This is a genomic window from Aquimarina sp. AWH4_224, from assembly GCF_056160245.1.
The window spans coordinates 141,643-167,097 of record NZ_JBSWWU010000010.1 but is presented as its reverse complement, the minus strand read 5'-3'; the positions used below and the strand labels follow the sequence as shown (position 1 = coordinate 167,097).

At 35.4% G+C, this 25,455-nt stretch carries 26 protein-coding genes; 13 read left to right on the top strand and 13 right to left on the bottom strand.

Features of this window, described 5'->3' with window-relative positions:
* The 3 genes from ACXAGJ_RS19410 to ACXAGJ_RS19400 all read left to right on the top strand — a co-directional run bounded on the left by ACXAGJ_RS19410 (position 1) and on the right by ACXAGJ_RS19400 (position 2,132).
* On the top strand, positions 1-933 hold the full coding sequence (locus ACXAGJ_RS19410; RefSeq protein WP_474842141.1) for a hypothetical protein: 933 nt from the start codon (positions 1-3) through the stop codon (positions 931-933).
* Between the two features lie 17 nt (positions 934-950).
* On the top strand, positions 951-1,259 hold the full coding sequence (locus ACXAGJ_RS19405) for a DUF6122 family protein (protein WP_474842140.1): 309 nt from the start codon (positions 951-953) through the stop codon (positions 1,257-1,259).
* A gap of 90 nt (positions 1,260-1,349) precedes the next feature.
* Positions 1,350-2,132, top strand: a complete 783-nt coding sequence (locus ACXAGJ_RS19400) for a M949_RS01915 family surface polysaccharide biosynthesis protein (RefSeq protein WP_474842138.1) — start codon at positions 1,350-1,352, stop codon at positions 2,130-2,132.
* A gap of 55 nt (positions 2,133-2,187) precedes the next feature.
* Here the strand turns inward: ACXAGJ_RS19400 and ACXAGJ_RS19395 are convergent, their stop codons facing one another.
* From ACXAGJ_RS19395 to ACXAGJ_RS19365, 7 genes are all read right to left on the bottom strand, one after another.
* A complete protein-coding gene (locus ACXAGJ_RS19395) occupies positions 2,188-3,171 on the bottom strand; it encodes an endonuclease/exonuclease/phosphatase family protein (RefSeq protein WP_474842136.1) in 984 nt (327 codons plus the stop codon).
* Between the two features lie 42 nt (positions 3,172-3,213).
* Positions 3,214-4,101, bottom strand: a complete 888-nt coding sequence (locus tag ACXAGJ_RS19390; protein WP_474842134.1) for a rhomboid family intramembrane serine protease — start codon at positions 4,099-4,101, stop codon at positions 3,214-3,216.
* A 1-nt stretch (position 4,102) separates the two neighbouring features.
* Positions 4,103-4,855 (bottom strand): rhomboid family intramembrane serine protease, encoded by a 753-nt coding sequence (locus tag ACXAGJ_RS19385; protein WP_474842132.1) that lies wholly within the window; start codon positions 4,853-4,855, stop codon positions 4,103-4,105.
* Positions 4,856-6,757, bottom strand: coding sequence for a DNA mismatch repair endonuclease MutL (gene mutL, locus ACXAGJ_RS19380; RefSeq protein ID WP_474842130.1), 1,902 nt, complete (start codon positions 6,755-6,757; stop codon positions 4,856-4,858). It lies immediately after the preceding gene.
* The gene (locus ACXAGJ_RS19375; RefSeq protein WP_474842128.1) at positions 6,758-7,048 is read right to left on the bottom strand and encodes a riboflavin synthase subunit beta; all 291 of its coding nucleotides are present in this window, start codon (positions 7,046-7,048) and stop codon (positions 6,758-6,760) included. It abuts the gene before it with no gap.
* Positions 7,049-7,151: 103 nt separating this feature from the next.
* Positions 7,152-7,658, bottom strand: a complete 507-nt coding sequence (gene ribH, locus ACXAGJ_RS19370; RefSeq protein WP_474842126.1) for a 6,7-dimethyl-8-ribityllumazine synthase — start codon at positions 7,656-7,658, stop codon at positions 7,152-7,154.
* A gap of 81 nt (positions 7,659-7,739) precedes the next feature.
* Positions 7,740-8,513 carry a tetratricopeptide repeat protein gene (locus ACXAGJ_RS19365; protein WP_474842124.1) on the bottom strand — a complete coding sequence of 258 codons (774 nt, stop codon included), beginning with the start codon at positions 8,511-8,513 and terminating at the stop codon, positions 7,740-7,742.
* Positions 8,514-8,649: 136 nt separating this feature from the next.
* Between ACXAGJ_RS19365 and recF the strand changes: the two genes are divergently transcribed.
* The 3 genes from recF to ACXAGJ_RS19350 are packed head-to-tail and all read left to right on the top strand — an operon-like array spanning position 8,650 to position 10,444.
* On the top strand, positions 8,650-9,729 hold the full coding sequence (gene recF / locus ACXAGJ_RS19360; protein ID WP_474842122.1) for a DNA replication/repair protein RecF: 1,080 nt from the start codon (positions 8,650-8,652) through the stop codon (positions 9,727-9,729).
* 5 nt (positions 9,730-9,734) lie between these two features.
* Complete coding sequence (locus ACXAGJ_RS19355; RefSeq protein WP_474842120.1) at positions 9,735-10,148, top strand: lipocalin-like domain-containing protein; 414 nt, start codon at positions 9,735-9,737, stop codon at positions 10,146-10,148.
* Entirely contained in the window at positions 10,148-10,444 is a 297-nt protein-coding gene (locus ACXAGJ_RS19350; protein ID WP_474842118.1) for a DciA family protein, read from the top strand. Before ACXAGJ_RS19355 ends, ACXAGJ_RS19350 begins: the two co-directional genes overlap by 1 nt.
* Here the strand turns inward: ACXAGJ_RS19350 and ACXAGJ_RS19345 are convergent.
* The 4 genes from ACXAGJ_RS19345 to ACXAGJ_RS19330 all read right to left on the bottom strand — a co-directional run bounded on the left by ACXAGJ_RS19345 (position 10,430) and on the right by ACXAGJ_RS19330 (position 15,470).
* A complete protein-coding gene (locus ACXAGJ_RS19345) occupies positions 10,430-10,822 on the bottom strand; it encodes an acyl-CoA thioesterase (protein WP_474842116.1) in 393 nt (130 codons plus the stop codon). The genes ACXAGJ_RS19350 and ACXAGJ_RS19345 overlap by 15 nt on opposite strands.
* Before the next feature lie 159 nt (positions 10,823-10,981).
* A complete protein-coding gene (locus ACXAGJ_RS19340; protein ID WP_474842114.1) occupies positions 10,982-12,376 on the bottom strand; it encodes a hypothetical protein in 1,395 nt (464 codons plus the stop codon).
* A gap of 290 nt (positions 12,377-12,666) precedes the next feature.
* Complete coding sequence (locus ACXAGJ_RS19335; protein ID WP_474842112.1) at positions 12,667-14,088, bottom strand: hypothetical protein; 1,422 nt, start codon at positions 14,086-14,088, stop codon at positions 12,667-12,669.
* A 227-nt stretch (positions 14,089-14,315) separates the two neighbouring features.
* On the bottom strand, positions 14,316-15,470 hold the full coding sequence (locus ACXAGJ_RS19330; RefSeq protein ID WP_474842110.1) for a hypothetical protein: 1,155 nt from the start codon (positions 15,468-15,470) through the stop codon (positions 14,316-14,318).
* Positions 15,471-15,640: 170 nt separating this feature from the next.
* On the opposite strand from ACXAGJ_RS19330, the gene ACXAGJ_RS19325 reads away from it, so the two are divergent.
* The 4 genes from ACXAGJ_RS19325 to ACXAGJ_RS19310 all read left to right on the top strand — a co-directional run bounded on the left by ACXAGJ_RS19325 (position 15,641) and on the right by ACXAGJ_RS19310 (position 20,944).
* Positions 15,641-16,162: an RNA polymerase sigma factor gene (locus ACXAGJ_RS19325; RefSeq protein ID WP_073315100.1), complete on the top strand. Its 522-nt coding sequence runs from the start codon at positions 15,641-15,643 to the stop codon at positions 16,160-16,162.
* A 137-nt stretch (positions 16,163-16,299) separates the two neighbouring features.
* Positions 16,300-17,214, top strand: a complete 915-nt coding sequence (locus ACXAGJ_RS19320) for a FecR family protein (protein ID WP_474842108.1) — start codon at positions 16,300-16,302, stop codon at positions 17,212-17,214.
* Positions 17,215-17,218: 4 nt separating this feature from the next.
* Positions 17,219-19,771, top strand: coding sequence for a TonB-dependent receptor domain-containing protein (locus ACXAGJ_RS19315; protein ID WP_474842106.1), 2,553 nt, complete (start codon positions 17,219-17,221; stop codon positions 19,769-19,771).
* 66 nt (positions 19,772-19,837) lie between these two features.
* Positions 19,838-20,944 (top strand): C1 family peptidase, encoded by a 1,107-nt coding sequence (locus ACXAGJ_RS19310; RefSeq protein WP_474842104.1) that lies wholly within the window; start codon positions 19,838-19,840, stop codon positions 20,942-20,944.
* A gap of 50 nt (positions 20,945-20,994) precedes the next feature.
* Here ACXAGJ_RS19310 and ACXAGJ_RS19305 read toward each other — a convergent pair whose 3' ends face one another.
* Positions 20,995-21,414: a nucleoside-diphosphate kinase gene (locus ACXAGJ_RS19305; RefSeq protein WP_073315106.1), complete on the bottom strand. Its 420-nt coding sequence runs from the start codon at positions 21,412-21,414 to the stop codon at positions 20,995-20,997.
* Positions 21,415-21,574: 160 nt separating this feature from the next.
* Positions 21,575-22,606, bottom strand: a complete 1,032-nt coding sequence (locus tag ACXAGJ_RS19300; RefSeq protein WP_474842102.1) for an alkaline phosphatase D family protein — start codon at positions 22,604-22,606, stop codon at positions 21,575-21,577.
* 78 nt (positions 22,607-22,684) lie between these two features.
* On the opposite strand from ACXAGJ_RS19300, the gene ACXAGJ_RS19295 reads away from it, so the two are divergent.
* From ACXAGJ_RS19295 to ACXAGJ_RS19285, 3 genes are read left to right on the top strand one after another with little or no spacing between them, the layout of a single operon-like run.
* Positions 22,685-23,692 (top strand): DHH family phosphoesterase, encoded by a 1,008-nt coding sequence (locus ACXAGJ_RS19295; protein WP_474842100.1) that lies wholly within the window; start codon positions 22,685-22,687, stop codon positions 23,690-23,692.
* Positions 23,689-24,240 carry a gliding motility-associated peptidyl-prolyl isomerase GldI gene (gldI, locus tag ACXAGJ_RS19290; protein WP_473285981.1) on the top strand — a complete coding sequence of 184 codons (552 nt, stop codon included), beginning with the start codon at positions 23,689-23,691 and terminating at the stop codon, positions 24,238-24,240. The genes ACXAGJ_RS19295 and gldI overlap by 4 nt, the downstream gene beginning before the upstream one ends.
* A 12-nt stretch (positions 24,241-24,252) precedes the next feature.
* Entirely contained in the window at positions 24,253-25,398 is a 1,146-nt protein-coding gene (locus ACXAGJ_RS19285; protein ID WP_474842098.1) for a peptidylprolyl isomerase, read from the top strand.
* Positions 25,399-25,455: the final 57 nt, after the last annotated feature.

Genomic DNA, 25,455 nt, shown 5'->3' with positions numbered 1-25,455 from the left:
ATGAACCTAAAAAAAACAATATTAAAACTAATCGTATTTATCATTTTTATAGCCTGTGTACTAGTACTGGTTAAAACAATATCTCCAAAAAACGAAAACAATCATTTTCAATCCATTATAAACACTTTACAAGATAATATAAATACCCCTTCATACTATTTTATTGGTTCGAGCAGACTTCAGCGAAGCGTAAACCCGAAAACATTAATTACTCATTTTAATACAGACAACATCCATAATTTGAGCATCAGTGGTTCTACTTTTCTCGGGAATTGTATTATAGCAGATTTCATACTAAAACAACAAAATTCAAAAGTAGTCTTTATAGAGCTTTCTCCCATTATTCCCGAACTTCCTGAAAATCTGATACAGTTTTGTGATCAAGCAGAAATTAATGTGTTTGAAACTATTCATTCCCTAACTGAACAAGAAAGCTTCCAAAAAAAAACAATGTTTAAACTAAACATATTAAATCATTATCTTTTTTCTAAAATATCAATCAAAAAAGATTTAAAAAGAATTCTAAATACAGATCCAAAAAAAGACAAAAAAATGATGGGTTTTGTGACTGCCGAAGCAAACAATTACAATTCTTCTCGTCCATTCATTACCTATGAAGAAATTGAGTATTGGAAAGGAGCCAATCAAAAAATCTATACCAATTACATCAACCATATTTTAGATTTAGGAAAGAAAAACAATTCTAAAATCGTTTTTATATTACCAGTCACTTTTAGAAGTGAAAAGGAAAAAGCCATTGTAATACCTCTATACAATTCGCTGCCAGATCATATGAAAGTTAAATACTCCAAAGAATTCATTAAAAGCATCACTGACTCCAAATACTTATTAGACGAGATTCATTTCAATAGCCTTGGATCAGAAAAATACAGCACTCTGTTATTGCCCTTACTAAAAGAACATTTACCGTAAAACCTCCTCCAATTTACATGTATCGTCCTTTTGTTCATTACAGCTTACATCTAATTGTTCCATTAATTGTGATTCTAATCTTCTTTCCAAAGCAATGGAAAAAATTATCACTCATTTTTCTACTCTCTATGCTTGTCGATTTGGATCACCTTTTGGCAACACCCATCTTTGAGGCCGATCGATGCAGTATTAACTTCCATCCTTTGCATAGTTATGTCGCTTTTTGGGGATATGCAATAATGCTGCTGTTTCCAAAAACACGAGTATTAGGCATAGCTTTACTTTGGCATATGATCACAGATCAAATTGATTGCTGGATGATGTAAAAACATTGGATATCAGTTCGTTTGTAAAATATTAATTATATTTAGAACGAAACTTGTACAACAAGCCCCATTAACCTTAATCTATGATCTATGAATAAATTTTTACTTGTATTGGTAATACCATTAGTATTATTCTCTTGCAAACAGCAACCTAAAGAATCAAAAAAAGAAGCCGAACAAGCGGCAACTCCAGAGGAATCTTATACTCCAATAACCCTTAAAAATAGTGATACTTTATCCCTAGACCCTAAATTCGCCAAAAGACTAACTCCTCAAGAAACCAACGGTATCTTTACCCGAAGAATTAAGCGTCAATATGAGGTGACCTATCCGATTCGTCAGGCGTATTCGTATCAGGATGAAGCTGGATCTTATTATGTAGCACTTGCTCAAGATCAATCTGAAATCACCAAAGAAGGAGATACTCTTTACAACAAATTACAAGGGCTTATTTTGACCAAAAAAGGCAATGGTCTCAAAAAGAAATCCAGTATTAATGATGAAACTGATAATGATTGGGAAACGTCTATTTTCTTCTGGAATCACTACTCGGAAATCCAGGATTTTGACAATGATGGATTAGCCGATTTGATATTGGTGTACGGTACCAAAGGACAAGAAGAATATGCCGATGGACGTATGAAAATGATGATTTATCACAAAGGAAAAAGAATTACAGTAAGGCACCAAAATAGTGATTATGATGGCAGATTGACCAAAATTAGCAGTAGATTCTATTCATTACCCGAGCAACTTCAAAAGGTAGTTATGGACAAAATGAGAGCGATGACCAAAAACAAACACGCTACTTTTTCTAAAAATTGGGAAAACAAAATGACGAAAGACAAAGCAACCCAATTGGAAGATTTGTAAAAAACAACTAGAACAATAGACTTAAAAAGAAACCAAAAGAGACCATACTCTATACCTACAATTGTACTCTAGAAAATATCGGATAATGATCGGATAGTTCTTGATGGATATTTTTGAATTCTAACACTTCATATTCTTCTGGAACCAAGATAAAATCTATACGCACAGGAAAAAGATCGAATTCCCAGGTTTTACCAAACCCCTTCCCTGCTTCTTTAAAGGTATCCTGAAGTCCCTCAGACACGATTTTATCATATACATAAGAGTATGCAGAGTTATTAAAATCTCCCATTACAATGTTTCTATAGGGGGATTGACGCATATGATCAATAAGTTTATCCACTTGTTCCTGTTGTCGTTCAAATGAAATTTGGATTCTTTTCAACAACTTTTGCGAATCTTCTTGAGAAATTCGGTTGGTATTCGAACTAATCTTATGGGATTGTAAATGGACATTATATATCCGCAATGTATCTTTTTGAATAGCTACATCACAAAAAATAACATTGTTTGCCGTTTTTTTGAAGTGAAGCGATCCTTTATTAACGATAGGGTATTTCGAAAAGACTACTAATGCCAACTCGCCATTATCATTATTAAAATCCTCGAACTTATACTGATATTGTGAAAAGTCGGTATCTGGATTATTGTAATACTCCTGAGCACAGAAAATGTCTGGACTTTCTGATCTTACAAAGGCAGAAATATCCTGAGGAATAGTTTTGGAATCAATCCATGAGAATCGATTAAAACTTCTTACGTTAAAACTCAATAAGGAAATACCATCCGCTGTATCTTCGGTAGATTTACCGCTTATTTTATACAAGGAAGTAACATGCGATATTCCTAATACCAATACTACTAGAGATAGAATTGCTTTTTTATTTAAGAGCACCACCCAATAGATCAGAAAAATAACATTGACCACAATCAAAATAGGTACTGCTAGACTCAGTACCGATAACAAAGGAAAAGTTTTGGGAGATACATAGGGCAATAAATACGATAGCAACAACGCAAACGCTGCTATAGAATTCATCAAAAAGATAAATTTATTTACTAATTTCCTCATAGATAGCCCCTATTCCTTACCTGCCTTAAATAAAAAATCCTTTTCTTCTTTCGTTAAACTATCGTATCCACTCTTGCTTATTTTGTCAAGAATTGCATCAATCTGCTCTTGATTTGGGGTTTTTACGTATTTCTTTGTAGAAGAACTCTTTCTTTGTTTAGGTTTTGTATATGATTTTGACTTGTGTACAGTTTTGAGTGGGCTTTTCTTTTTGGGTGAGAACATACTGGCAAATCCATCCATTATTTTTTCAAACCAAAGCCCAATATCATTTCCTTTTTTTAATTGAACGGCATACATATAACCAAATAGCGCTCCTCCCAAATGAGCTATAAGTCCACCAGCATTTCCTGAAGTCGGTATTTGAATAAGATCTGAAAGCACTACAAATACCCCGATTTGCCACAATTTCACATTAAAAAAGATAATTCTTACCTCTGCATTGGGTGTATAGGCTGCGATAAAAATCATGATCGCTCGCACTGCGGCAGAAGCTCCTATAAGATAAGCCAAAGTACCGGATAATACAGGAAATACATTATATGCTAATACAAACAACAACCCACCACAAATGGCGCCCAAAAGATATATAGTAAGAAAACGTTTCTCGGTAAATAAATTCAATACATATTGTCCAAACCAATACAACACCAACATATTCCAGAAGATATGCCAAAACCCAAAATGCAAAAAGCTATAGGTCAACAAACTCCATAATTGTACAATCAAAGAACCTGGTTCTACAGGTAATACAAACCATTTCATCAACTCACCAGCACTGGTTTTGAAGATCCATGAACCTAATGTAGCCACAAGAAACAAGGCCACATTAATAACGATAAGCTTAATGATAATATTTGCAGTCTTAAACTGATATGTAAAATTAGTTGATGCCATATCAATACCAACGATGTTGATTAAACGAATTCTTTTTCCAATACCACATAGTGATAAATCCAATTACTGCACCTCCTATATGCGCCCAATGAGCTACATTAGAAGGCCCTAAAATGGCTTGCCCTGTAATCCCTCCCCAAAGATCTAATAAGAAATATCCTCCTATCAAATACTTAGCTTTTATCGGTATCGGAATAAATATGATAAACAAAGGTAAGTTAGGAAACAATACCGCAAAAGCAGCCAAAACTCCAAAAATTGCACCCGATGCTCCTACCATAGGAGTAACATAAGCACGTATCATTTTCTCCGTCACTTCTTGAGGAATATTAGGATAAACCTTGTATTGACCTGAAGCAACTGTTTCCTGGATGAATGTATTTATTTCTGCTGAAGAGAAACCTGCCTCTAAATAAGCCTGGTAACCCGGAGCGAACTGAAAATAGGTAAAAAGAATCTGGAACCCAACCGCACCAAGTCCTGAGAAAAAGTAAACGAATAAAAATTTTCGTTGTCCCAAAGAATTTTCCAAATGGCTCCCAAACATATACAAAGCGAACATATTAAAGAATATATGACCTGCATCTGCATGCATAAACATATGAGTAACAATTTGCCAAATTTGAAAATTATCATTTTTTGGAAACCACAACGCTAACCATTCGAACGCATGATCTCCTAGTGAGATAGACCCTACAAAAAAAATGATATTAATTATCAATAAGACTTTTACTGTTTCTGTAATTCTACCCATTTAAAAAAATTTCTTATCGATCTCATCTACCGAAAACGTGATGAAAGTCGTCTTATTATCTGGTGTTATTGTTGGCTCGGTACAAGCAAAAAGACTATTCGCCAGATACTGTATTTGTTCTGTACCTAATTCAGTACCTGTTCTTACTGCTATACTCTTTGCCATAGATTTTGCTAATGCATCGGTTTGAGAAAATCCACTATCCGGAACATCATTCTCCAAATCGCTTATCAATTGTTCCAAAAGTGTTCCCACTTCTTTCTCTCCTACTACAGATGGAATTGCGGTTATTTCCAGCTCTCCCAAATTGTCGTCACCAAAAACAAATCCAGTATTTTCTAATTGCTCTTTTACCGTATCCAAAAGTGCCATTTCTGTTTTTGACAACGAAATCTTAAGCGGAAATAACAATTGTTGACTTACTGAGCTAGCCATAGTAATATTACGAAGTAATTCTTCGTACAAAATTCGTTGATGTGCTCGATGTTGGTGTATAATCACCATTCCACTTTTGATGGTGGTCACTATATATTTCTTTTGTAATTGATAGGTGTTTTGATGTACCAAATCCTTTTTTTCATCATCTTCAAACAAGGATCCTGTTACTTCGGCGCTCTCAAATTCTATAGTAGAAAAACCTTCTTCTTTTTCTGTTTTGGTATCTGTAGGTGAAGTTATTGGTTCCTCGGATTCTAAACCTACATACAGATTCTCCCAGCTACCGGCTGATTCCTTCTTAAATGATGAAAATGAAGACTTCCCAGAAGATTGGCTACCCGCTGAAGAAGAACTCTCTTTAAACGGGTTAAAATTACGATCCACCTCTACTTTGGGTATCTGAGCCGCTTTATTCTTATACCCATAAGGGGTATCCATAGTAGCATCCCGATCAAAATCTAATACAGGAGCCACATTAAATTGCCCCAAACTATGTTTTATTGTTGACCGCAACATGGCGTATAGTGCATGTTCATCCTCGAACTTGATCTCTGTTTTGGTAGGATGAATATTGATATCTACTGTTTCCGGATTTACTTCTAAATAAATGAAATAACTGGGATGCGTTTTTTCTTTTACCAATCCCTCAAAAGCAGCATTTACCGCATGGTTCAAATATGGACTTTTGATGTATCGATGATTAACAAAGAAAAACTGCTCTCCTCTAGTTTTTTTGGCATACTCTGGCTTCCCAACAAAGCCACTGATGGTTACTAAATCAGTTTCTTCGGATATAGGCACCAACTTTTCGTTCGTTTTACCGCTAAAGATGTTTACTATGCGTTGTCGATAATTCGAAACCGGCAGGTTAAAGATCTCACTACCGTTATGATACATATCAAACCGGATATCTGGATGCGCCATAGTCACTCTATGAAACTCATCGATAATATGACGTAACTCTACAGCATTTGATTTCAAAAAATTACGTCGCGCCGGAATATTATAAAACAGGTTTTTTACGCATATCGAGGTCCCTTTCGGTGTTACACATGCTTCTTGAGAGGTAATCTTACTACCTTCTATTTTGATTTCGGTACCCACCTCGTTACCTTCTTGCATAGTCTTAAGCTCTACATGGGCTATCGCAGCAATAGATGCTAAAGCTTCACCACGAAACCCTTTGGTATCCAAATGGAACAAATCCTCTGCAGATTTGATTTTTGAAGTAGCATGTCGCTCAAAACTCAATCTGGCATCGGTATTGCTCATCCCTACTCCATCATCAATAACTTGGATTAAGGTTTTACCTGCTTCTTTTATAATTAGTTTTATATACGATGCTTTTGCATCAATCGCGTTTTCTAACAATTCTTTGACTACAGAAGCTGGTCGCTGAACCACCTCTCCTGCAGCAATTTGATTAGCAACGTGATCTGGTAATAGTTGTATGATATTAGACATTTATCGTCTTGCAGTAAATATGGATAAATCAAAATCTATTAGAAATAGGAATACAAAAAGTAAGATCATAAAAATAATAAGAACTCTTCTGTTGATTCTTCTATCTGAGTCATGTCTTAGTTCATTCCAGGCATTTTTGAAACGATCCTTAAGGTTTCCGGTCTTACCAATCGTACTTCGGTATTCATCAAACTTATGTGTGATTTGATAAGGGCTACCTTCTCCTTTATCGTCCCAATACCTTGGCGTGTAACTAAACTTTTTATTTTTTCTTGTCTTAAAAATTCCCATAACGTATTCAAATATACTTAAAATGCATTGTAATGTAAAGCTTTTAGCATTACAATAACATCAAGCAACACTTGTGCCAAACAAAGAAGCTAAAGCACAAGTATTACGCTTTGTAGAATTTGGAATCTTTTCTTAGCTGAGCCATTTTAATTGCTGCTATTGCTGCTTCTGTCCCTTTATTCCCGTGCTTACCACCTGATCTATCTATGGATTGCTGCATATTATTGTCGGTAAGCACACAGAAAATTACTGGGATATCATTTTGGATATTTAAATCCTTGATCCCTTGCGTAACTCCCTCACAAACAAAATCGAAGTGTTTGGTTTCTCCTTGAATTACAGATCCTATAGCAATAATTGCATCCAACATATCAAAGGACTCTTGCATCTTTTTGCAACCGTAAATCAACTCAAAACTACCAGGAACATTCCAACGAACAATATTCTCTTTGATGGCTCCGCAATCAATAAGTGCGTCAAAAGCACCCTGAAAAAGACCCTGAGTTATATTTTCGTTCCATTCTGAAACAACAATCCCAAACCGAAAGTTCTTCGCGTTTGGGATTGTTGCTTTATCGTATTGTGATAAATTTTTATTTTCTGTAGCCATTATTATACGTTAAGCGTTTTTTTGGATCATGAGTTAAGAGTTACTCATAAAATCACTATACTCTTAACTACACAATCACGACTATTTTTGCATTGCACGTGCTTTTCCTAAATGTACCTCTGCTTGATTTGCCTCTACACTTTTAGGAAACTCGTTTTTAATTCTTTCTAAATACTGTACCGCTACCTCAGCTTTACCTACAGATATTGCAGTAATCGCAGCTTTCAATAAAAATTTTGGCGTGGTAAAATTATTAGTTTTTGATGAAGCTGCTTTTTCATAATATCCTAGCGCTTCGTCTAGTTGGTTTAATTGAGCAAAAGCATCTCCGATACCTCCCAAAGCTAATGGACCTAACATCTCATCATCACTTTTGAAATTATCCAAATAATCGATTGCCTCCTGATACTTATTCATATTCAAATAAGAAAAACCAACATAATAATTGGCAAGGTTAGCCGCTTTTGTACCTCCGTAATTATCTATGATTTCCAAAAATCCGTATTTACCCTCTCCTCCATTAAGAGCTAAGTTGTATATAGAGTCACGAACTGTAGAATTACCATTTATTGCAAGGTCAAAATATTGTTGGGCTTGAAACATCTCGTTGGCTGCTTCTTGTTCTTTTGGCTCCTGGATAAACTTTTGAAATCCTAAATAACCCAAAATTATCAAAGCAATAAGCCCTACACCACCTAAAATGTATTTTTGGTTCGCTGCAACCCATTCTTCAGTTTTAGAAGCACCTTCATCCAAGGTGTTAAACACTTCGGCTGTTGTTGAGTTTTCTTCAACCTGTTCTACTTCTTCCGCTTTATTTTTTGGTTTGTATCCGCGTTTCTTGTAAGTTGCCATAAATTTTCTTTAATGAAGGGCAAAAATAAAATTTTTATTCATAATTAAAAGCACAAGTATTTATTATTTTTCAATATTTTGCACCGATTAATTGCGAATCTTGTTTCCAGCACTATCTATTGATCATCAGTGTTTTATGTTTTTAAAATCACTTTCTTTACTCAATTATAAGAATTTTGAATCGATTGATTTCGAATTTGACCACAAGATAAATTGTCTCGTAGGAAACAATGGAGTGGGCAAAACCAATATTTTGGATGCCATTTACCACCTTTCCTTTGGGAAAAGTTATTTTAATCCGGTGACGAGTCAAAATATTAGACACGGCACAGATTTTTTTGTTATTGATGGTCTCTATGAAAAGAACGAACGAGAAGAGAAAGTTATTGTAAGCACCAAAAGAGGACAAAAAAAAGTCATTAAACGCAACGGAAAAGTATATGATACTTTTAGTGAACACATTGGTTTTTTACCACTAGTCATTATTTCTCCAGCAGATAGAGATTTGATTACTGAAGGGAGTGATACCCGACGTAAATTTATTGATGGAGTCATATCACAAAGCGATCATGGTTATTTGACTACCTTATTAAAGTACTCCAAGTTGGTCTCACAACGTAATTCACTCCTCAAGTATTTTAATGCCAATAACACCTTTGATGCTACCCAACTTGACATCTACAACCAACAATTGGATGAATTAGGAAATGTAATCTATGAAAAAAGAGTAGCCTTCCTGGATACCTTTATTCCTATTTTTATTAATCGATATCAAGCCATAAGTTCTGGTAAAGAAAATATTTCGCTCACCTACCAAAGTAAATTGTCTCAAAATCGTTTATTGGTTTTATTAGAGCAAAATCTGGAAAAGGATCGTGCATTACAGTATACCAGCGTTGGAGTTCATAAAGATGATTTGTCGTTTGAAATTGAAGGCTATCCTATCAAAAAATTTGGAAGTCAAGGTCAGCAAAAATCATTTTTGATAGCACTTAAATTGGCTCAATTTGATTTTATCAAAAAACAAAGCAATGTGAATCCAATTCTTTTACTAGATGATATTTTTGATAAACTAGATGAAAAGCGTGTGGAACATATTGTTAAGTTGGTAGACGACCAAAATTTTGGACAGCTATTTATCAGTGATACGCATGCCGACAGAACAGAAGAGGTAGTTAAAAAGATTTCACAGAGTTATAAAATTTTTAAGTTGTAGACATTATGAAAAAATTGTTTTTTGTCTTACTACTGGCTTTATGTACCGCTTGTACAAAAGTGGATCCTAATAGCTTTAAAAAGCATATCAATGGGTATTGGGAAATTGAGCGTGTAGTACAATCTACTGGTGAGGAAAAAGAATACAATTTCAATCAAAGTATTGACTTTTTTGAATTAAAAGATACTATAGGAACTCGAAAAAAAGTACAACCCAAAATAGATGGAAATTTCATTGTAACTCGAGACAGTGAAACGTTTGTGGTAAAAATCGAGAATGATAGTTTAAGAATGTACTACACTACTCCCCTTGACTCCTGGAAAGAAACTGTAATTTCTGCCAAAGAAAACCAGATCATCATCAAGAATGAAGCTGGAAATATGTACTTTTATAAACGCTATCAAAAGATTGAATTATAATGGCAAAAAGGAATCGCGAACATCAAAGCTTGAAAGAGGTTTTAGAAAATTTTGTCACCGACAACAACTTGCAAAAAGGGTTAGACAAAGTTAATGCCAAAGAAGTATGGGCAAAAGTTATGGGACCTGCTATTATGAATTATACTCAAAATATAAAGTTAGAGCGCAATACCTTATTCGTGCAATTAAACTCATCTGTATTACGAGAAGAATTGAGCTATGGTACTCAAAAAATAATCACCAATCTTAATGAAGAGTTAGGTAGAGAACTCATTAAAAAATTAGTTTTGCGCTAATCGATCCTTTACGTATTCTATTTTGGTTTTACCGTGGGGTGTTGGTTTTCCGTTTTCATCCAAATTTACCATGGTGATATTCTCTACATGAATTATGGTTTTTCTGGTTAATTTGTTACGAACAGTGCACTTTAGTATCAGAGACGTCCGACCAAACTTTACCACATCCATACCTATTTCTATTATATCTCCTTGTACCGCAGAGCTCACAAAATTGATTTCAGACATGAACTTGGTAACTACTCTTTTATTCTCTAGCTGTATTACGGCATACAAGGCGGCCTCTTCGTCTATCCATTCCAGTAATCGACCTCCAAACAAGGTTTCGTTAGGGTTTAAATCTCCAGGCTTTACAACTTTTCTGGTGTGATATCTCATAATTTCTTTGTTTTTCCTACTACAAAGGTATCGAAAACCATAACAAGAATGTAATGTTTATAGGGTTCTCGATAAGAATTACGAGATTGAGAATTATTACTTCCTTACATTAACATAACAGGAATTATAGCACTAGGTTTTTATGAGAATCTAAGTCTTTTAGGGCACAGTTACTGTTACACAAAACTTTGGAACAGGCTCGCATCCTACGATTTCACTCTCAATACAAACTTCATAAGTACCTGGTGTAAACTGAAATGTAAATGTATTATCACCGGTAACTCCTCCATCGGTCTCCAGAGGTTCGTTATCGATGATCCATTGATAAGTAACTTGCTCTATTCCTAAGAAATCAGCATTGAATACATAGGTATTTGTATTTCCTTCTTGTTCTGCGGTAAAGAACAATTCTGGGCATACGATAATATCTTGGCAAAATTCTGTTCCTTGTGGACACAATGGCGTTTCTGTAGAAATACACACTCGATGTGCTCCAGGAGTAAATTGAAATACAAAATTATTATCACCCTGGGCGCCACCATCATTTTCTTCGATCACCTGATCATCAACCACCCAATTGTATTGGGTATCGCTGATCCCTTCGAAATTTGCCGTGAAGTTATACTGAAAAGTCCCCTGCTCCTGCTCAAAAGTAAATCCAAGATTAGGGCATCTGCTTTGTACCACAAGGGTTTGGCAAGCTTCTTTCCCTTCTGGGCAATCTGGAGACACCACTTTTACACAAACTTCATAAGTTCCTGGTGTGAATTCTTGACTGAATATATTTCCATCCAGAATTGCATTCGATGCCACTTCTCCATTAATCTTTAGAGAAATTTGAAAATTGTTAAGAATTTCGAAATTAGTAACGATTTCGTACAGCGTATCAGAAACTGACCGAATTTCAAAACGAATATTGGGACATCCCACACAACTGTTGATGATGTTATAAAATTCAAAATAAGAAGAAACTGTTTCGGAGACCAAATCAGGCCCCACTAACACATTGATTGGAAACTTGAAATTAGGTTGATAAGTACCTCCTTGATCTACAAGAAATCCTACAAAAGCTTCCTGATTTTCTATGGTAACTTCTGAATTTTGGCTATTAATTACCGTAATTGGATAATCAAATTTGAAGCATTGTCTAAACAACGCATTAAATTCATCCCTAAAGGTTCCGAGCTCGCACTCTCTTAACACTTCGATTAACCCTGCTTCATTTTGGATAGTAACAGGACTTGTATTCGTTCCAAATTGAAGGGTTACCGGGAATGCTAATCCTGTAATATTAAAATTTCCGCTTTGACCTGAGATCGCATCAACTAATCCTTGAAAATCGTTGATCCGAATACTTGAATCGTTATTGAATCCCAGAACAATAGGATACTGAAATGAGAAACATAAATTATCTTCAGAAACTCCTGGGGTACTTACTAATTGGTTAAGCAACGTAACCAATGCAATAGAGGATGTAATCTCTCCTCTTTCTTCAGGAAAAAAGGAATCATCATCTACACATGAGCTTGCTAATACTAAAAAAATTAGCGCCAATGTTTTGAAATATGTCTTGATTATCTTCAAAATAAAAGTGTCTTATATAAATATAACGCTTTGAAAATCATTTACCCTACCCCCTTTGTTCCTATCACTTATATACCTTGAAAGTATAAAATTTTGTTTACAATATAAAAAACGTCCGCTATTCAACAAGGCATTAGTTGAAGATCGTATTGTTTTACCATAAAAAAATCCCCAGAAGAAGTTGCCGTTCTCCTGGGGATCAACCTAATTAATCTAACCTAAACTAAACCTATCTTATCGACGTTTAATTTTAAATTTCTTTATTCTATTACTAGTGTTTTACAATATCTTACTCCTTGCGGACAGTTTGGTGTCTCGGCAATAATACAGATCTCATAGGTACCTGCTCCAAACTGATAGTACAGATAGTCATCTTTTTCTTCGTTACTATCTACGATTTCTCTGTCTACTACTTCTCCATTAATCGTCCACTCATACGAAGTGTCTTGCATTCTATCAAAGCTTGCATAGAAGTTATACCCTGGTGTATCACCTTCTTGCTCCATTTCGAAGAATAGTTCTGGACAGTCATAATCGATTTCGATCACTTTACAGAAAGAAACTCCCTCTGGGCAATCTTCGGTCTCTATTAGCATACAAACTTCATATCTACCTGGTGCAAACTGGAAGTAAAATGGTTCATCGTGTCCTTGCGTGGTTCCTACAAAATCCTGATTTACTGACCAACTTATTGGAGTTTCTTCGATACCATCAAAGTATCTTGGATAGAAGTAATACGCAAGGTTATCACCATCTCTTTCGGCTTCAAAACTCAATTCTGGACAGCTTTGACCTACTCTAATCTCTTTACAGTATACCACTCCATCAGGACAATCTGGTGTTGTTACTTTTAAACATACTTCGTATACTCCTGGTCCGAATTCCTGTACCAATACTCTAGATCCTTCTTGTTGATCTGTAGCGTTCTCTACTTGCTGATCGTTTACATACCATAGGATTTCACTCACCTCATCTGCACCTTCGATCACTGCTTCAAAAACATAGGTTCCATCGGTACCTGGCTCCATTTCTTTTCTAAAGAATACTTCTGGACAAGCCAAATCAGATTCTTCAACTCTAATTTCTTTACAATAAGAAGCTCCTTCAGGACATTCGTCGGTTTCTGTCTTAATACATACTTCGTATACTCCTGGCTCTTCAAAATCCCAGATTAAATAGTTACGCTCATTTGGTGATGAATCTTCTACCAACTCTCCATTGATGTACCATCCGTAATCCAAACGTTCTATTCCTTCAAAATCAGCGATGAATTTATATGTGGATGGCTTTTCGTGGGTTCTGCTCTCAAAGAAAAGATCTGGGCATGGATCAGTTTCATCTCTTACTACATCTATTTCTTTACAAACTTGTATCGGACAATCGTCACTTGCCACCTTCACACAAACCGTATGTTTACCTGGCTCAAATCTATAATCTAAGATTTGACCAATAATATTATCAATATTCCCTGTTGCTATTTCTTCGTCGTCTACCGTCCAAGTAAATCGAATATCTTCTAACTCATCTAGCTGAGCAATAAATCTGTATACAGCGCTACCTGGTTCGTTTTCGATTTCCAGATTAATTTCTGGGCAGGTTTCAAATTCTTCATTTACCTCACAAGAAGTAAATGTTAACATCATAGCAAAAACTGTTATCAACCAAATACTAATTTTTTTCATCGTAAATAATTTTAGGGTTACTTGTTGTGAATGGCTTTACAGCCGCTCTATAAGTGAAACGCCTGTTTTAAAAAACACCCTACCCCCTGTGAGGGTATTTTCCCTAAAAAAATTAAAAACAAAACATCAAAGCCATAAAAAACAAGCGTTTACAACAATAAAAAGAGACAGCAAATTTGCTGTCTCTTTTAAAATTTTGGCTTTCTTAAACCTAAGATTACGGTAATCTAAAGTGCTAAAAAGTCTACTTCAATACATTTCTCCAAAGTTCCACAATCTTGTGATTCTCCTTTGTAACATACTTCATACTTACCAGGTTGAGTAAGATGATCATCCAAAATGATAAAATTACCCGTAGGAGAATTAGACGGTACTTGATTACCATCAATAGTCCAGACCACAGTACTTGGATCTACAAGAGGAACCAGAGGATTACGAGCCACAAATTCTCTATTTCCACTAGAAGCGTATATAATATTGAAAGCGTTACAATCTACTGGTTGCGGCATAGGAATAACCACTTCTAAGCAAAATTCTGTGCCTTGAGCGCACTCATTGGTTTCTGCTTTAATACATACTTCATATGTTCCAGGATTGTAAGATCCTAAATCCAGCATATCATCTCTTTCCTGACTTTGAAGATCTTCGGTCTCTACCAATTGACCATCTACGAACCATTCGTAAACATCTAATTGATCAATTCCTGGAAAGCTCGCGAAAAGAAGGGTTCCTTCTTCTATAAAAGATAAATCCGGACAATTATCTCCTCCTGTATTATCGTCTTCTATCACCACAACTTTACAGAATTCGACACCTTGTGGACATTCCGGGGATTCGAACTTAATACATACATTATATTCACCTGGGTTGTATGTGCTCAAATCCAGTTTATTATCTCTATCTTGATTTTGATTGCTTTCGGTTTCTACTACTTGCCCGTCTACAAACCACTCATAAACATCGATTTCATCAATACCTTCAAAACTAGCAGTAGCTACTCCACCTTCTAAGGTAAAAGCAAGTGAAGGACAGTCCTCATTCCCGTCAGGTTCTTCAATTGTGATTTCTTTACAGAATTCAACGCCCTCTGGACAAGTTTCTGTTTCAGCTTTTATACATACGGTATACGTTCCGGGATTATAGGAACTAAGATCGAGTTTATTATCTCTTTCGTTTTGAAGACTTTCGGTTTCTACCAATTGATCATCAACAAACCATTCGTATACGTCGAGGTCATTGATTCCATCAAAATCGGCAAACAACTCTTTTCCATCTTGTGTAAAAGATAATTGCAGACAGTCATTTTCTTCAATATCTTCACAAGATGATACCAAAGCCAATAGCCCAAATAATAGGTAAATTACATTTTTAAGATTTTTCATTTTAATTTTTAAATTAAGTTCTAGATTTATGCGAATGCTCAATTGAGATTTGAAATGTTATAACAAGAATAGAACGAGTGTAAAAAGGTATACCCTACCCGTCTTTCTTGATATTTTTTTGATAGCTTAGAAAAAAAATCTAGATTTGACCTCATCTATATCCACCCCAGATGTCTGACAATAAAAATTCTACATGTAACGAAAAGGTATTTGATAATTTCTTTAAAAGTCATTCCAAACTTTTAAGGAACTATCTGTATTATAAGTTTGGAGATCTTGATCAAGCAGAAGATATTGTACAGGATGCTTTTATTAAATTATGGAATAACTGTGCTAATGTATCGATAGACAAAGCCAAAAGTTATGTATACACCGTTGCAACCAATTTGGGGATTAGTATTACAAGACATCAAAAGGTAAAATTTAAATACCAGGATTATGTAACTCAGCGAAAATCAGATATCAATCACGAGTCTCCAGAGTTTATTGCTTTGGAAAAGGAGTACATGGAAAAACTAAAAGCAGCTATTGCTTCATTACCCGAAAGACAACGTGAGGTATTTTTGTTGAGTAGGATCGATAAAAAAACCTATAAAGAAATTGCTGAACTATCAGGAGTTTCTGTAAAGGCCATTGAAAAATTAATGCATAAAGCCTTGGGCACATTACGAAAAACATTAGGAAATATATAAAACACACAACAATACTGGTCAAATCAGGTTATGATGGTAGCTGTAATTCATAATAAAACAAGTAGTTAGATTATTTTTTTCAAAATAGTGGTAGGGTAATTTAAAGTTAATGCGTTCATATTATATAGACAGAAGTTATGTTTGATGATAAAAAAGATGATTTTTTCTTAGCCAGATGGGTAAGCGGAGAGCTTTCTGAAGAGGAACTCAAGGCGTTTAAGAAGCATCCGGAATATCAGTACTATGCCAAAATAATGGCTGGTGCAGATGCTCTTGATCTTAAGACGTATGATGTTGAAAAAGAACTCATCGCTTTGAAGTCTAAACGAGAAAACACTACTAATAAAAAGAAAAAAGGTACAGTAATCAAACTGTTACCTTATATGGCTGTGGCTGCGTCTATCGCTATCATATTTGGGATATTTTTATTTGGACCTAAGGATGATTTTGCCACCCAATATGGTGAAACATTAACCGTACAGTTACCTGATGGCTCTGAAATGATATTAAATGCAAAATCCAAGGCCAGTTTTGATAAGGACAATTGGAAAAACACCCGCCTTGTTTCTTTGGAAGGGGAAGCATTTTTTAAAGTTACCAAAGGAAGTAAATTTACGGTATCCACAAAAAACGGAGAAGTTTCTGTATTAGGAACCCAATTCAATGTTCAGTCTCACAATGCTCTCTTTGAGGTAAATTGTTATGAGGGAAAAGTAAGCGTGGTGAATAAAAATTATACAGAAATACTTACCGCTGGGAAGGCATATAGAAACTATGGAAATACTCCGGAAAACTGGACTTTTACTGGAGCAGAGCCTACATGGTTAAGCAATACAAGCTCTTTTAGAAGTATCCCTCTGAAATATGTTTTTAAAGAATTAGAAGAACAATACAACATACAAATCAACTCCTCTAATATTGATCTAACCACCATTTATACGGGTACATTTCCTAATAATAATAAGGAAGTGGCGCTTAGAACAGTTTTTAGTACCTTAGGCATGGACTACACCATATCGGAAGATGGAAATACCGTGGTGCTAGAAAAATAAAAGCATGATTAGATTTTTGTGTGTATGTATTTTTTTGTGGAATATCTCTGTTTTTTCTCAAGAAAGAACAACTACTGCTGCTTTAAAAAGCACTCCCCTATCTGAAGCACTTCCCATAATAGAAGAACATTATCAGGTAAAATTCTCTTTTATCGATAATTTGATCGCCAACAAAGAGGTATCTCTTGATATTACTTCTACCACATCTTTGGATCAAGTATTACAAGAAATCAGCAAACAATCCCAATTAAAATTTGAAAAGACTGGAGCCAATTTTGTCACCATCAGATCCTATGGCAAAAAAGACAATCTTAGCATTTGTGGATATGTTTTTGACGAAGAACAAAAACCCTTAAAAAACATTGGAGTTTTCTTCAAAGCGCTGCGACTCAATACAACTACTGATGAAAATGGTTATTTTGAGCATCCCGAAATTCCATTCAATTCTGTTACCCTTATCAGTGCACCCGGTTTTAGGCAAACAGTGCTAAAAACAGCTTCTTTTATCGATGGAGATTGTATCCATATATATTTGAGTCGGGCGAAAGAGGAAGAGCTAGAAGAAGTACTGATCCAGGAATATCTGGCCAAAGGAATTACTCAAAACAAAAAAGTCATTAATATTGACCTCAACAATGTAGAGGTACTCCCCGGTAGAACAGAACCAGACATACTTCAAACCGTACAGCTTACCCCTGGAGTAAATAATCCCAACGAAACGGCTTCAGGTTTATTTGTAAGAGGAAGCACACCCCACCAAAACCTTATTCTTTGGAACGGTATAAAAACCTACAACCAAGGACATTTTTTTGGTATGTTATCTGCTTTCAATCCTTACGTCGCCAAAGAAGTAAATTTCTCAAAAAGTGGGGTGAGTGCAAAATATGGGGATCGAATTGCCGGTGTTATCGATATCAGTTCTGAAAATAAAGTAGCCGATCGGTTCTCTGGTGGTGCTGGGATCAACATGATCAATGCAGATGCCATCATTACCACTCCAATCGTAAAAGACAAAATATCTCTCCAAATTTCCGGAAGAAGATCATATACCGATGTTTTAGAAACCTTTACCTATAATCAACTTTCGGATCGGGTGTTTCAGAATACTCAAATTGCAGAAACCACACCTTTGGATGAAGAAGACAATGATTTTTTCTATGCCGATTACAATGCTAATCTTATTATTCAGCCTTCAAAAAACCAACATATCGAGATCAACACTATTTACAATAAAAATGACCTCGATTTTAGAAGAAGTGATGGTGTAGAATCTCTAAGTGATGATTTGGTAACCGAAAATGAGGGATATAACATTCGCTGGAAAAGCCAGTATGGAGATCATCTCTTCCTAGATGTGAATGGATACTATACCAGATACCTATTAAATTATCAATTCATTACCAGAGATCTTGGAGCTATCACTGAAATCGAAAGCAAGAAAAATAGTATTCGGGATTTTGGAGGGCAATTCAATTTGGATTATAAGTTTACAGAATATCAGAGTCTATCGGCAGGCTATCAATTTTCTAACAACGATATCCGATTTGCTTTTGTCACCTCTACCCCTAGTTACGAACTGATTTTGGATGAAGATGATCGTTTCTTAAACACTCATTCTTTCTATTCTGAATATAAATACGAGGACCCTAAGAACATTTTCATATCTGCAGGGTTGCGTTTTAATCAATATGCAGAATTAGATGAATCATTTATTGAACCCCGAGTGTTTGTGCAAAAATATTTAAGTAAACACTGGACCATCAACACTAGCGCAGAGTACAGGAGTCAAGCTGCTAGTCAGATCCAAGAATCTGTGGTAAGCAATTTATCTCTGGAAAATCAAGTATGGACCTTATCTGACAATGATGAATTTCCTGTAGTGACTAGTTATCAGTTCACTCTTGGTTCTAGTTTTCGAAAAAACAGATGGTACATAGATGTTGATGGGTACTACAAACAAATTGACAACATTACCTCGCTTACCGCCGGTTTTATTAATCCGGTAGATAATACCTACCATAATGGAGAAAGCAGAGTATTTGGAATGGATATTTTCATCAAAAAAAGGTTTAGAAACTACAAAACCTGGGTGAGTTATTCCTTTATAAATACGCGTAACCGATTTGATGATGTAAATAACAATGAGTTTTTTCCGGGCAATTGGAATATCGAGCACACCGTAAAATGGTCTCAATTTTATAAAATCAAAAACTTTCAGTTTTCTTTAGGTTGGCTCTGGCATACAGGTAAAGCCTTTACCAACATATCTGGGGTTGATGACTCAGGAGATATTGTGGTTTTAGAGTTTGGAGAAATCAACAGTAATACCCTACCGATATATCATAGGTTAGACTTTTCGGCAATCTATGATTTTAAATTAAAAGCTAACTCTTCGGTAAAATACAGATTAGGATTATCTGTACTTAACCTCTACGACAGAGAGAATTTATTGAATAGAGAAATCAGAACTACAAACTCGCTAAATAATCAGTTTATTAGTGCAGATGTAGTTTCTTTGGGTATTACTCCTAATCTTAGCTTTAGAGTCTTCTGGTAATTAACACATTTCAATTTTATAATTACAGAATTTCTTGTACATTACTCACTCACAAATCACAATACAATGAAACGTTTCGCATTTATTGCATGCCTTACACTCTCTCTTGTTGGGTACGCACAAGAAATACATCCAGATTACACCATAACAGATCAAGTCTCGTATGAGTGCAATCCAGTAATAAGTCAAGGAAAAACGGGTACTTGCTGGAGTTTTTCTACTACTTCTTTTATTGAATCTGAAGTGGCTCGATTAGGCAAAGGGATGCACAATCTATCAGAGTTATATCAGGTACGAAATACCTATCTGGATAAAGCCAGAAACTATATCTTACGACAGGGTAAGGCACAATTTAGTCAAGGAGCGCTGGCACACGATGTTATGAATTCTATTCAGAAATATGGGATAGTACCTAATCCAACCTATACAGGATTTACCTCTGCTAAAGCGGATCGTCACGATCACAGCGAATTAATTCAGCTACTTACCAATATGGTTGATAATGCTGTAGAAAATCAAATTTTATCAGATAAATGGTGGAAAAGTTATGAAGCTATGTTGGACATCTACCTGGGAGAAAAGCCAACATCTTTCACTTATAATAACAAAACATATACTCCTCAGGAATTTGCCAAGGAATTAGGCATCGACACCAAGAACTATATCACCCTGACTTCTTTTACACATCATCCAGTGTATAGTAGTTTTATATTGGAAATCCCGGATAACTTTTCAAACGGGGTATATTACAACATTCCACTAGATGAATTACAACAAGTAGTAGATCATGCCCTAAAAGAAGGATACACCGTGGCTTGGGATGGAGATGTAAGCGAAGTAGGGTTTTCTCAAAAAAGTGGATTAGCCATTTTGAGTAAGGAAGAGGAAAAGAAAGATGCTTTTAAAAAATATAGTAAAGAAGAGGTTGTAACTCCTGAATCTCGTCAAAAAGAATTCGAAAACTACAATACTACAGATGATCATCTGATGCACATTGTAGGAAAAGGAGTCGATAAAAAAGGTAAAGTCTATTATAAGATCAAAAACTCTTGGGGCCAACAAGGAGTTCACAATGGATATCTCTACATGTCTGAAGCCTATTTTAGAATGAAAACGGTAGGCATTCTATTACATAAAGACGGTATGCCCAAACAAGTAAAAGAAAAAGTATAACAACAAAAAAAGGCTGTCGTAGGACAGCCTTTTTTATTCTAGTATATCGTTTAGAATTGCTCTCTTCCAGAAAAATGGAAAGCACCTTCTATAGCAGCGTTTTCATCACTATCACTTCCGTGTACAGCGTTTTCGCTTATCGATGTCGCATATTTTTTACGAATAGTTCCTTCTGCAGCTTCTTCAGGATTAGTAGCTCCGATTAAAGTTCTAAAATCCTCTACAGCATTTTCCTTTTCTAAAATAGCTGCTACAATAGGACCACTTGTCATATATTCTACTAACTCTCCATAGAAAGGACGCTCTTTATGCACCGCATAAAATTCTTTTGCATCATTGGTAGTAAGCTGAGTCAATTTCATAGCCACAATTCTAAATCCTGATGCTGTAATTTGTTCAAGGATCGCTCCGATATATCCTTTTCTTACCGCATCCGGTTTTAGCATTGTAAAAGTTCTGTTTGTTGCCATTGTATATTTTTTTATTGTCAACTTCTGAAAGTAGAAGCAGGTTTACATTAATTAACGGAAAAATCCGGTTTTTAAATTTTTGTGCAAAAGTAGCTATAAAAGCTTCAAAAACAAGAATTATTATAAGAAAGTATCGTTCTTAGGTCTCTACGTTCAAAATCTAATCTTTGGGATATTGCTTTTTATATTCCTGTAAAACAATATTATTATCCCCTACCATCTGCATAGTAACCGTATAAGCGTCCAGATCAAATTTTAACACTCCGTAGCTGGTTGAAGAAATGACTCTTCCTACCCGATATTGATTAGGCTCTCCTGTATAATTGGAATACGAATGCGTAAGCCCACTAGAAGTAAAATCAATCAATGGATATTTTAACCCTTCGATATTGGCCATAGAAAACTCTGAGATATGACGGTCTCCACTCAAAATGATCGCATTTCTTACTCCTTTTTTAACTAGTAAATCCTTAAGTTTTTTTACTTCGTGAGGAAAGTTTCCCCATGTTTCAAATCCATGCTCCCATGATAAAAACTGAATACTACTTACAATCACCAAAAAATCAGAAAAGTTATTCTCAAGTTCTTGTTCTAGCCATTGCCATTGTTTTTCTCCCAGAACTGTTCCCTCATCATTATCATAGGGCATATAACGTCTTTCTTCAGAAAAGTCTCTTTGTAAAGGAGATCTGAAATAACGTGTATCCAAAGTAATTACCTTTATACTTCCTTTTTCTATTTCAATCACTTCTGAAGTGTAAACCCCTTCTTGTGATCTTCTTGGATCATTTTTAGGCACACCAAAGAAATCTAAAAACAATTGTTGACTCTCTTTCTTTTTCTCCCATTCTACGCCAGCATCATTTTTACCAAAATCATGATCATCCCAAGTTCCCATAATGGGTACCGATTTTTTTAATTTTTGATACCCTTTGTTTGAGTTCTGTATAGCATAATCGCTTTTGATTTTGCTCATATCATCAGAATCCGCATAGACGTTATCACCTCCCCAAATGAATACATTAGGATTTTGTTTTAGAATTCCTTCCCAAAAAGGCTGTGGATTATTCTGTTTGTTACAGCTACCAAATGCAATCACAAAATCAGCTTGACTATCCAACTCTTTATGCTGCCCAATACCAAATTGGATAGTTATTGCGAACAAAAAGATCGTTAAACCCAGTTTTTTCATTACTTCATTTTAAGAATTCCTACAAAATTAATTGATCTAATATTACCAAAATATTATTTATCGTATATTCGCTGATCTATGAATATTCAAGAAATAAAACAGCTTTTAAGCACCCCAAAAAACATTGTAATCACCGCACATAAAAACCCTGACGGTGATGCAATAGGTTCTTCTTTGGGTTTACATCATTATCTTTCCTCTTTGGGTCATAACAGCACCGTAATCATGCCCAATGAATACCCGGACTTTTTGAAGTGGGTTCCTGGAGAAGAAAACATCTTAAAATACAATTGCGATACCGAAACCGTACAAACAAAGATAAGAGAAGCAGAAATGATTTTCACTCTCGATTACAATCACCTATCTAGAAGTGGCGAAATGCAAGAGAGCTTATCCTCTGCTGAAGCCATATTTGTAATGATCGATCATCACCAACAACCAGATGACTATGCGCAATTTGTATATAGCGATGTTACGATGAGTTCTACATGCCAGATGGTGTATCACTTCATTCAAAAACTGGATGACCTGGATAAAATCACTCCAGAACTGGCCACTTGTATTTATGTAGGTATAATGACCGATACTGGATCTTTCCGATTCCGATCTACGACAAGCGTTACGCACAAAGTTGTTGCCGATTTGATAGATCGGGGCGCTAATAATACCGCTATACATGAAAACATTTACGATACGAATACCTTGTCAAGATTGCAATTAAAAGGCGTAGCTCTTAAAAACCTCAAGGTATTATCCGAATATAATACCGCTTATATTTCACTTTCGCAAGCAGAGTTGGATCAACACAATTTCAAAAAAGGAGATACGGAAGGGTTCGTTAACATAGGCTTGTCTATTGAACGGGTAAAATTTGCGGCTATTTTTATAGAGAATAAAACCGAGGGAATCATTAAGATTTCTTTGCGTTCAAAAGGAGATTTTTCGGTCAACGAATTCTCTAGAGATCATTTTGAAGGTGGAGGGCACCACAACGCCGCAGGAGGAAAAAGTAATCTTTCTTTATCAGAAACTGTTGAGAAATTTATTAGTATCTTACCGTCATATAAAAACCTCCTGAATCCATGAAATTAGTACTATATATCTTTGGCTTTTTGATAGTATTTTCCTCTTGTAAAACTCAGGAAGCTCGTAGACCTGTGAGTGTAAAATCAGGTTCATTTATTTCTGAATCGATTACAAGAAACAAGCAACTTGCTGCAAAAGAAGAAGGTCTTATCAAAAAAATTATGGATAATGACACGCTGAATGAATATATCACTTCTGAAGGTGGCTTTTGGTATTACTACAACAAGAAAGACACAGTATCCAAAAAAACTCCAAAATTTGGGGATATCGTAAATTTCAATTACGACATCAAAGACTTAAACGGAAACCTCATTTATTCGAAGACCGAACTAGACACAGTAACTTATTACATTGATAAAGAAGAACTTTTCCTCGGATTGCGGGAAGGATTGAAATTAATGAAGGAAGGAGAAGTAGTTACTTTTTTATTCCCTTCGTATCAAGCGTATGGATATTATGGAGACAATCATAAGATTGGGACAAATATTCCGTTAATGAGTGAGGTAACTTTACATAAAATCACAAAAGAATCAACAACAGAAAATTAATTAAACCTAAAAATGAAAAAATTAAATCTCTTATTCTTAGCTATTATTGCTATTACTTTAGTGGGCTGCAAAGAAAAATATCCTGAATTACCTGAAGGAGTCTATGCCGAAATCGTTACCAACCAAGGTACCGCCGTTGCTAAACTATACTATGATGCAACTCCGCTAACCGTAGCAAATTTTGTTTCTCTAGCCGAAGGAACTAATACTATGGTAGATAGTTCTTACCTAGGAAAACAATTCTATAATGGTGTAGTTTTTCACCGTGTCATCAAAGATTTTATGATTCAGGGAGGAGATCCTCTTGGTACAGGATCTGGAGATCCAGGTTATAAATTCCCGGATGAAATCGTAGATTCTCTTACTCACAAATCAAAAGGAATTTTATCGATGGCCAACTCTGGACCAAACACTAATGGCAGTCAGTTTTTTATTACCCTAAAGGATACGCCTTGGTTAAACGGAAGACATACTGTTTTTGGTGAAGTAGTTGTGGGGCAAGATGTAATCGATAGCATTGGAGTAGCAGAAACCGGACAAAGAGATAAGCCAAAAAGTGAAATTAAAATGCTAGAGGTGAATATTCTTAGAAAAGGAAAAGAAGCTAAAAATTTCAAAGCAGCAGATATATTCACAGACAAGCTACAACAAATCAAAGAAGAAGAAGAGGAAAAAGAGCGAAAAGCAGAAGCAAAAGCTAAAGAAATTGCCGCCAACTTCGAGACTTTAAAAGAAAAAGCAACAAAGTTAGATAGTGGTTTAGAAATTTTATTTGTTCACAAAGAAGAAAATGGTCAAAAACCAAAACCTACTGATATTGTAAACATCAATTATGCTGGATACTTTACAGACGGTAAGGCGTTTGACACCAATATCCGTGAAAAAGCTGAAGAATTAGGCATATTTGATGAAAGAAGAGCCGCAGATCCTAGAGGATATGCGCCGATTCCTATGCCGTATTCTCCAGATGCACAAATGATTCCTGGATTCAAAGAAGGGGCTCAACAAATGAATATTGGAGATAAAGCCGTTTTATTCATCCCTTCTCATTTAGGATATGGAGAAAGAGGTGCTCGTGCGATTCCACCTAACTCTGATTTAATTTTCGAACTTGAGTTAGTAGGTATTAGAGACAAAGCTCCTGGAGCAGCGCAATAAACATTGAAAAAGTGATATAAAAAAACATCCCGATCGATTGATCGGGATGTTTTTTTA

What these genes read in the sequence shown, in the direction of transcription:
- ACXAGJ_RS19410 (WP_474842141.1), top strand. Translation starts at nt 1, where the DNA reads ATGAACCTAAAAAAAACAATATTAAAACTAATCGTATTTATCATTTTT.
- ACXAGJ_RS19405 (WP_474842140.1), top strand. Translation starts at nt 951, where the DNA reads ATGTATCGTCCTTTTGTTCATTACAGCTTACATCTAATTGTTCCATTA.
- ACXAGJ_RS19400 (WP_474842138.1), top strand. Translation starts at nt 1,350, where the DNA reads ATGAATAAATTTTTACTTGTATTGGTAATACCATTAGTATTATTCTCT.
- ACXAGJ_RS19395 (WP_474842136.1), bottom strand. Translation starts at nt 3,171, where the DNA reads ATGAATTCTATAGCAGCGTTTGCGTTGTTGCTATCGTATTTATTGCCC.
- ACXAGJ_RS19390 (WP_474842134.1), bottom strand. Translation starts at nt 4,101, where the DNA reads ATGGCATCAACTAATTTTACATATCAGTTTAAGACTGCAAATATTATC.
- ACXAGJ_RS19385 (WP_474842132.1), bottom strand. Translation starts at nt 4,855, where the DNA reads ATGGGTAGAATTACAGAAACAGTAAAAGTCTTATTGATAATTAATATC.
- mutL (WP_474842130.1), bottom strand. Translation starts at nt 6,757, where the DNA reads ATGTCTAATATCATACAACTATTACCAGATCACGTTGCTAATCAAATT.
- ACXAGJ_RS19375 (WP_474842128.1), bottom strand. Translation starts at nt 7,048, where the DNA reads ATGGGAATTTTTAAGACAAGAAAAAATAAAAAGTTTAGTTACACGCCA.
- ribH (WP_474842126.1), bottom strand. Translation starts at nt 7,658, where the DNA reads ATGGCTACAGAAAATAAAAATTTATCACAATACGATAAAGCAACAATC.
- ACXAGJ_RS19365 (WP_474842124.1), bottom strand. Translation starts at nt 8,513, where the DNA reads ATGGCAACTTACAAGAAACGCGGATACAAACCAAAAAATAAAGCGGAA.
- recF (WP_474842122.1), top strand. Translation starts at nt 8,650, where the DNA reads ATGTTTTTAAAATCACTTTCTTTACTCAATTATAAGAATTTTGAATCG.
- ACXAGJ_RS19355 (WP_474842120.1), top strand. Translation starts at nt 9,735, where the DNA reads ATGAAAAAATTGTTTTTTGTCTTACTACTGGCTTTATGTACCGCTTGT.
- ACXAGJ_RS19350 (WP_474842118.1), top strand. Translation starts at nt 10,148, where the DNA reads ATGGCAAAAAGGAATCGCGAACATCAAAGCTTGAAAGAGGTTTTAGAA.
- ACXAGJ_RS19345 (WP_474842116.1), bottom strand. Translation starts at nt 10,822, where the DNA reads ATGAGATATCACACCAGAAAAGTTGTAAAGCCTGGAGATTTAAACCCT.
- ACXAGJ_RS19335 (WP_474842112.1), bottom strand. Translation starts at nt 14,088, where the DNA reads ATGAAAAAAATTAGTATTTGGTTGATAACAGTTTTTGCTATGATGTTA.
- ACXAGJ_RS19330 (WP_474842110.1), bottom strand. Translation starts at nt 15,470, where the DNA reads ATGAAAAATCTTAAAAATGTAATTTACCTATTATTTGGGCTATTGGCT.
- ACXAGJ_RS19325 (WP_073315100.1), top strand. Translation starts at nt 15,641, where the DNA reads ATGTCTGACAATAAAAATTCTACATGTAACGAAAAGGTATTTGATAAT.
- ACXAGJ_RS19320 (WP_474842108.1), top strand. Translation starts at nt 16,300, where the DNA reads ATGTTTGATGATAAAAAAGATGATTTTTTCTTAGCCAGATGGGTAAGC.
- ACXAGJ_RS19315 (WP_474842106.1), top strand. Translation starts at nt 17,219, where the DNA reads ATGATTAGATTTTTGTGTGTATGTATTTTTTTGTGGAATATCTCTGTT.
- ACXAGJ_RS19310 (WP_474842104.1), top strand. Translation starts at nt 19,838, where the DNA reads ATGAAACGTTTCGCATTTATTGCATGCCTTACACTCTCTCTTGTTGGG.
- ACXAGJ_RS19305 (WP_073315106.1), bottom strand. Translation starts at nt 21,414, where the DNA reads ATGGCAACAAACAGAACTTTTACAATGCTAAAACCGGATGCGGTAAGA.
- ACXAGJ_RS19300 (WP_474842102.1), bottom strand. Translation starts at nt 22,606, where the DNA reads ATGAAAAAACTGGGTTTAACGATCTTTTTGTTCGCAATAACTATCCAA.
- ACXAGJ_RS19295 (WP_474842100.1), top strand. Translation starts at nt 22,685, where the DNA reads ATGAATATTCAAGAAATAAAACAGCTTTTAAGCACCCCAAAAAACATT.
- gldI (WP_473285981.1), top strand. Translation starts at nt 23,689, where the DNA reads ATGAAATTAGTACTATATATCTTTGGCTTTTTGATAGTATTTTCCTCT.
- ACXAGJ_RS19285 (WP_474842098.1), top strand. Translation starts at nt 24,253, where the DNA reads ATGAAAAAATTAAATCTCTTATTCTTAGCTATTATTGCTATTACTTTA.